Genomic DNA, 6,449 nt, shown 5'->3' with positions numbered 1-6,449 from the left:
CCTGCCCCGGCCGCGCGCCCAGCGCCGTCCGCCGCCGCCACCGCGCCCGATCCCCCGCCCGTGGCCGAGGCCAGCCTGCGCAGCGCCGCCCGGCCGGCCGGGCCGAGCCCGGCGGCGGAGCCGGCGCTGCTGGAATCCGGCCCCTATGGCAAGCTGCCGCGGATCGGGCCGGATGGCCGGTCCTCGATCCGCGCCTATGGCAGGCCCTTCGACCGGCAGGACACCCGGCCGCGGGTCGGCCTCGTCATCGGCGGCCTCGGCATGAATGCCGCGGTGACCGAGGAGGCCATCCGCCGGCTGCCCGGCGGCGTCGCGCTCGCCTTCAGCCCCTATGCCCCGCGGGTCGAGCTGCTGCTGGACCAGGCCCGGGCCAAGGGGCAGGAGCTGCTGCTGGCGCTGCCGTTGGAGCCGACCGGCTACCCGCTGAACAACCCGGGCGACCGGGCGCTGCTGACCGGCCTCTCGCCGTCCGAGAACGGCGACCGCCTGTTGTGGGCGCTGTCGCGCTTCACCGGCTATGTCGGCGCGATCGGCGCGCTGGGGCCGATGCGCGGCGAGCGCTTCGCCCAGCTGGGCGAGGCGATGAGCGCGCTGCAGGCGACGCTGCATGCCCGCGGCCTGCTCTACCTCGACCCCCGCCCCGATGGGGCGAAGGCGCCGTGGCGCGCCTGGGGCCGCGCCGTCGACCTGGTGGTGGACGACCCCGCCACCCGCGGCGAGATCGATCTCAAGCTGGCGAAGCTGGAGGCGCTGGCGCGGGAGCACGGCGCGGCGCTGGGCTATGCCGGGGAGGCCTCCCCGGTGCTGGTCGACCGGGTGGCGGCCTGGGCCGGCGGCGTCGAGTCGCGCGGCCTGGTGCTGGCGCCAGTGACCGCGCTGGTGCGGCGGCCGGAGGTGGAGCCGGCCCGCGGACGCTGACCCGCGGCTTCAGGATCTGAACCGCCTAAAGCCTGAAATTCCGCTCAATTCCCATCAATCCTCCTGAGGCCGTTCCGGCCCGGCCGGCGCCATGGCCAGGCATTCCGCGGCTTGCGGCGCGGCGGGCTTCAGGAATTTCGCAATTGAGGAATTGAAGCGGCGAAGCTGGGCAGGCGGGCGTCCCCATGGCCCGGCGCCGCCAGCGCAGGTCCGGGCAATCGCGGCCGCCACGCCCTGCCGCCACCTGCCCCGCGCGCGACTGCGGCACCGCCCTTTCCGTGTTCCCGGCGGCTCCGCGCGCCCGGACCGCCACGCCCCGCTGCGGTCTGGCCCGATGCTGGCGTTGACAATATTCCCATACCCCGGCAACCCGCGAAAATCGAGCGGTTTTCCCCCTGCGGTCGCCCGGCGCGGCGATCTCCGGTAGAAGCCCGGCGGAATCGCGGAGACCCGCCATGGACCAGCCAGCCCCCCTGGACTACCGCCCCTGCGTCGGGGCCGTGCTGTTCAACCGAGACGGCCTGGTGCTGGTTGCCCGCCGGGCGAACTTCCCCAATGCCGAAGGCGCCGCCGGCGGCTGGCAACTGCCCCAGGGCGGCATCGACGGGGCGGAGGACCCGCGCGTCGCGGTTTTCCGCGAACTGGAGGAGGAGATCGGCACCGCCCGCGCCGAGATCATCGCCGAGCATCCGGACTGGCTGACCTACGACCTGCCGCCGGCGCTGGTCGGGAAGGCGCTGCACGGCCGGTATCGCGGCCAGCGGCAGCGCTGGTTCGCGCTCCGCTTCCTCGGCGAGGACGGCGACATCCGGCTCGACCTCGACCCGCATCCGGAATTCGACGCCTGGCGCTGGGCCCGACTGGAGGAGCTGCCGGAACTGGCGGTCGCGTTCAAGCGGCCGATCTACGAGGCGCTGGCGCGCGACTTCGCCGGGCTGGCCGCGCCCTAGGGCGGAGGTTCGCGCAAGCCCCGGCGGCCGCCCAGGGCATCCTGCCGCCGCGAGCCGCGGCCGTGGCGCAGCGGCGCGGGGGGAACGGACGCCACCGTTCCACGTTCAGCAGAAAAGGCGCACCGCCGCCGGGGGCGGCAGGGAAAGGCGGCGAGCGGCCGCAGCGCGGGTGCGAGGGCTCGCCCCGGCCCGGGACGGGCCGGTCATCAACACCCCGATACGACCGGGCCGCTCACCGGCCCGTGGACGATCTTGGTCCGCTACCGTGATATTTTCAGCAGGCACTCGAAACGGGTGGGAGGCGGATGTGCAACACGCAATCACGCGCAGCCTGCGCGCCAAGAACATGACCCTGCTGGCTGCCGCGCTCGGCGGCGCGGTGCTGATGACCGCCCTTTCGCTGGCCTTGCTGCCGGTCACGCTCGCCCAGCGGCTGTTCCTCGACCATTTCCCCTGAGGCCGCGGGACCGCCGCGCGGCCTGACCGCGCCGGGCGCCCGGTTGGCCGCCGGACGACGCCGGCGCCCGCAGGCACGACGCCGCCCGGCGACCGCCAGGCCGAAGCGGCGGCAGGCCCGGCCGGGCCGGGCGATCGGGCATGCGGCGGCGGATGCTCAGAACATCGCCGCGAAGGGCAGCACCCGCACCGCATCGCCCGGCGCCACCGCCAGCACCTCCTCGGACAGTTCGACGAAGGCATCGCTCTCGGTGAGCGAGGTCAGCAGCCCCGCCCCTTCCCGGGCGAATTTCTCGGCGACCGGCAGCGCCGCGCCCCCTCCCTCGCTGGGCCGCAGCCGGACGCGGACATATTCCCGCCGCCCGGCCTTCTTGCGGTAGGCGAAGGCCGCCTCGGCGGTGAAGCGGGGCAGCGGCTCGGCCGCGGCGCCCGCCAGCCGCAGCACCAGCGGCCGGGCCAGGTGCAGGAAGGTGACCACCGCCGCCACCGGGTTGCCCGGCAGGCCGAGCACCGGCGTGCCGCCGATGACGCCGAGCGCCGCCGGCCGCCCCGGCTTCACCGCGAGGCGCCAGAAGACCAGGCGGCCGCCCTGCTCGATGGCGGCGCGGACATGGTCCTCCTCCCCCGTGCTCACCCCGCCCGAGGTCAGCAGCAGGTCGTGCCCGCCGGCCGCCGCCCGCAGCGCCGCGGCGCAGTCCGCCGCGTCGTCGGGCAGGATGCCGAGGTCGATGGCCTCCGCCGGCAGCCGCGCCAGCAGGGCCAGCAGGGTGAAGCGGTTGCTGTCATGGGTCTGCGCCGGGCCGAGCGGCGTGCCGGGGGAGGCGAGCTCGTCCCCGGTCGAGAAGACGCCGACCCGGATGCGCGGCGCGACCGCCAGCGCGGCGCAGCCGAGCGCGGCGGCGAGGCCGATCTCGGGCGCCCGCAGCCGGCGGCCGGCGGGCAGCGCCAGGGCGCCCTGGGCCACGTCCTCCCCCGCGGGCCGGGCATTGGCGCCGGGCCTCAGCCCGGCGGGGACCAGGACGGCGCCGTCTTCCAGCGCCGCGTCCTCCTGCATCAGCACGGTGTCGGCGCCGCGCGGCATCGGCGCCCCGGTGAAGATGCGGGCGGCGGTGCGGGGGGAGAGCGGCGGCGGCGCCTGGCCGGCGGCGACCCGGCCCTCGAGCCGCAGCGCGGTCGGGCCGGCGGCGCCGAGGTCGGCATGGCGGAAGGCGTAGCCGTCCACCGCGCTGTTGTGGAAGGGCGGCAGCGGCTGCGGCGCCGGCAGGTCGCGCGCCAGCACCCGGCCGAGCGCCGCGGCGAGCCCGACCTGCTCGATCCCCGCGACCGGCGGGACGCGGTCGGCGATCAGCGCCTCGGCCGCCTCCACCGAGAGCAGCGGGCCGCCGAAGGCGAAGCAGTCATCCGAGAGCTGCGCCAATGCGCCTCACCCCTGCCAGGCCGCGAGATCCACGGCGAACCGCTGCACCAGATCGGCGACGGACTCCGTATCGTCCAGGGGGGACCAGGGCAGCGCGCCGGGCGGGGGCAGATCGCTGGCCACGGCGGCCACATGCGGGTCCTCCGGGTGGATCCAGGGCTTGCCGTTGGCAACCCGGAAAACCTCGACCTTCGGGTGGCTGTCGCGCTTGAAGCCCTCGACGATCACCAGGTCCACCGGGGAAAGGCGGGAGAGCAGGAAGCGAAGGCCGGGCTCGGGCGCGCCGCGGTTCTCCGTCATCAGCGCCCAGCGGTGCTCGGAGGCGACCAGGACCTGGCGGGCGCCGGCCTCCCGGTGCAGCCAGCTGTCCTTGCCCGGCGTGTCGACGTCGAAGCGGTGATGCGCGTGCTTGAGCGTGGAGACGCCGATCCCCCGCGCGGCGAGGCAGGGGATCAGCCGGGTGAGGAGCGTGGTCTTGCCGGCCCCGCTCCAGCCGGCGAGGCCGATGAGCTTCATGCGGGCAGCTTAGAGCAGATCGCCGGAGGGCGGCAGCGCCCGGGGCCGGGATTCTGCGGCGCGGCGAAGGCCGGGCCGCCCCGGCCGCGCGCGCCCCATGGCCGCGGCGGGTGGCGCCGCCCATCCTCGGCCGGTCGAGGCCGCGGCGGTCAGCGGCCCGCGCCGCGCCGGGTCCTGCCCGTCCTGCCTTCCGCGCCTGCCCATCCCTCCCCCGGTCCTGGCACGCTGTTCATTGCGGCAGTTCCGCCGCGGCCTGCTCGATCTCGACGGCGACGCGTCCCAGCGTGCCGACGGACCGGTAGAACTTCGCCGCCTCGGCCCTCTCCAGGTCGGCGAAGCAGCGCGCCGCCCAGGGGCGCATGTGCCGCGCGAAGAAGGGCGCGGCCTCCTCCGGCGGGCCGAGCCGGCCCTCGATCAGCCCGGCCAGGGTTTCGCAAAGGAAGGCGATGTGGTCCTCCGGCTCCGCCACGCTTTCGGTCCGGGCGATGCCGAGCCGGGCGAGGTCGCCGCGCAGCTCGGCCAGCGGCCGCTCGTGCAGGAAGCCGGTGAGGTAGTAGGAGGCATAGGGCAGCAGCTCGCCGCGGCCGACGCCGGTGAAGAGGTCGAAGAACTCGCGGTCCAGCGCCGCCGGTGCGGCCGCCGCGGCGGCGCGGGCCAGGCCGCCGATCGCAAGGCCGACCGGGCTGGCATCGCCGGCGAGCCCCGCGAGGCTCCGCAGCAGGCCGGCATCAGGCACGGCCGAGAGCAGCCGCGCGAGCAGGCCGAAGAGCTGCGCCCGCTCCGCCTCCACCGAATCGCGCTGCGCCGTGTCGCTGATCGCCATGATGGTCCGGCTCCCCGTGCTGCCCCGCCGGCTGCCCGCATCCGGCCGGTAGGTGACTGTGCCGCTCGCGATCGGCAAGATGGCTCGGCAGCGGGATCGACACCGTCCGGCCCCGGCGGGATCCGGCGGGCGCGGCCCCGCCGGATGCGGCATCGCCGCCGGCCCTCCGCCGCTCCCGGCGGTCGCTTCCGGGCAATCCGCCTCAGACCGGCCGGGCGCCGCCATGCCGGCGCGGCAGCGGGGCTGCGGCCGGCGGCGCCGGCCCGGCCCCGGCCTCAGGCGCCGGTTCGGCCAGCGGTGCAGGCAGCGTTCCGGGCGTCGGTCCGGGCACCGGCTCCGCGGCCAGGTCGGCCGGCGGCGCGGCCAGGGCGGTCAGTGGCGCGGGCGGCCCGGGGATCTCCGCGACCGCCTCTGCCGGCACCTCCCCGGACGCCTCGGGCGGCTTCTCCTCCTCCTCGACCAGCCCGATGGCCTGGGCCAGCAGCCGCTTCACGTCGCCGCCCAGTTCCAGCGAGAAGCCGGCCATCCCGTCCGCGGCGTTGTAGTCCCAGGCATAGTCGGCCGGGCCGACATAGTCGCGGATCGCCGGGTCGAGCGTCCAGGCGCGGCGCAGCGCCGCGCTCCGCAGCGCCGCCGGCACCTGCGGCCGGAGGAAGGCGGTGATGTCGCTGTCGGCGGTCAGGCTCTCGATCGGCGGCAGGCTCGCCGGGTCGAATTCCGGCAGGGCCTCCGCGGGCGCCGCCGCGGCGGGCGGCGCCGCGGCCGGCGCCGGGGTGACGGTGGCCTCGCGCTTGCGGCGCGACCAGCGGCCGAGGAATCCTTCGCTCCCGCTCATCCGGCCTCCTCCTCCGCCTCCGGGCGGGCGCCGCCGCGGGCCAGCGCCTCGGGGTCGGCGCGGTCGCGGCGGCGCTTGTGGAAGCGGCGTTCGACGTGGTGTTCGGCGACGAATCGCCCGGTGACGGCGCGCAGGCCGGGCGGCATCGGCAAGGCTTCCAGCAGGTCGTTGCCGGCATCGGCATAGACATGCGCCTCCCCGGCATCGACGGTGACGAGGTGCAGCGCCAGGCCGGGGGCGGTCGCCGCTTCCCGCAGCACCACCCAGACCGAGGGCGCGGCGGCGGTCAGGTTGTCGCGGTAATTGGTGGTGTCGGTCGGGTGCAGCGCCACCTCGGCATGGCCGGCGAGGAAGAGGGTGCGGCCCTCGGACTCCCGCAGCACGGTCCAGGGCGGCAGCTCGGGCGCCTGCTCCAGCACCTCGACCGGGCGCCAGGACCACTCGGCCCATGGCGTCACGCCGGGCCGGCGCTCGACCAGCACCGCGACGGGGACGCGGACGGTGCCGGGAACCTCGAGCCGGGCGCTCATACCG

8 protein-coding genes are annotated in these 6,449 nt (G+C 76.3%); 3 read left to right on the top strand and 5 right to left on the bottom strand.

Going from position 1 to position 6,449, the window contains the following annotated elements:
* The 3 genes from E2C06_RS24675 to E2C06_RS37880 form a co-directional block, all read left to right on the top strand.
* Window positions 1–918, top strand: a 918-nt coding sequence (locus E2C06_RS24675; RefSeq protein WP_206664678.1) for a divergent polysaccharide deacetylase family protein, incomplete at its 5' end; no start/stop codon positions are given.
* A gap of 455 nt (window positions 919–1,373) precedes the next feature.
* Entirely contained in the window at window positions 1,374–1,868 is a 495-nt protein-coding gene (locus E2C06_RS24670) for an RNA pyrophosphohydrolase (protein ID WP_133291246.1), read from the top strand.
* A gap of 307 nt (window positions 1,869–2,175) precedes the next feature.
* Window positions 2,176–2,325 carry a hypothetical protein gene (locus tag E2C06_RS37880; RefSeq protein WP_165982637.1) on the top strand — a complete coding sequence of 50 codons (150 nt, stop codon included), beginning with the start codon at window positions 2,176–2,178 and terminating at the stop codon, window positions 2,323–2,325.
* A 156-nt stretch (window positions 2,326–2,481) separates the two neighbouring features.
* Here E2C06_RS37880 and E2C06_RS24665 read toward each other — a convergent pair whose 3' ends face one another.
* The 5 genes from E2C06_RS24665 to E2C06_RS24645 all read right to left on the bottom strand — a co-directional run bounded on the left by E2C06_RS24665 (window position 2,482) and on the right by E2C06_RS24645 (window position 6,445).
* Entirely contained in the window at window positions 2,482–3,741 is a 1,260-nt protein-coding gene (locus E2C06_RS24665) for a molybdopterin molybdotransferase MoeA (RefSeq protein WP_133291245.1), read from the bottom strand.
* Between the two features lie 6 nt (window positions 3,742–3,747).
* On the bottom strand, window positions 3,748–4,257 hold the full coding sequence (mobB, locus tag E2C06_RS24660) for a molybdopterin-guanine dinucleotide biosynthesis protein B (RefSeq protein WP_133291244.1): 510 nt from the start codon (window positions 4,255–4,257) through the stop codon (window positions 3,748–3,750).
* A gap of 229 nt (window positions 4,258–4,486) precedes the next feature.
* Window positions 4,487–5,080: a TorD/DmsD family molecular chaperone gene (locus tag E2C06_RS24655; RefSeq protein WP_133291243.1), complete on the bottom strand. Its 594-nt coding sequence runs from the start codon at window positions 5,078–5,080 to the stop codon at window positions 4,487–4,489.
* A gap of 202 nt (window positions 5,081–5,282) precedes the next feature.
* On the bottom strand, window positions 5,283–5,915 hold the full coding sequence (locus E2C06_RS40415) for a DUF3306 domain-containing protein (protein ID WP_133291242.1): 633 nt from the start codon (window positions 5,913–5,915) through the stop codon (window positions 5,283–5,285).
* Window positions 5,912–6,445 (bottom strand): DUF3305 domain-containing protein, encoded by a 534-nt coding sequence (locus E2C06_RS24645; protein WP_133291241.1) that lies wholly within the window; start codon window positions 6,443–6,445, stop codon window positions 5,912–5,914. The genes E2C06_RS40415 and E2C06_RS24645 overlap by 4 nt, the downstream gene beginning before the upstream one ends.
* Window positions 6,446–6,449 lie beyond the last annotated feature (4 nt).

It is taken from the genome of Dankookia rubra, assembly GCF_004355005.1.
In the GTDB taxonomy this organism is placed as follows: domain Bacteria; phylum Pseudomonadota; class Alphaproteobacteria; order Acetobacterales; family Acetobacteraceae; genus Paracraurococcus; species Paracraurococcus ruber_A.
This window is presented reverse-complemented; position numbering and strand designations above follow the sequence as displayed.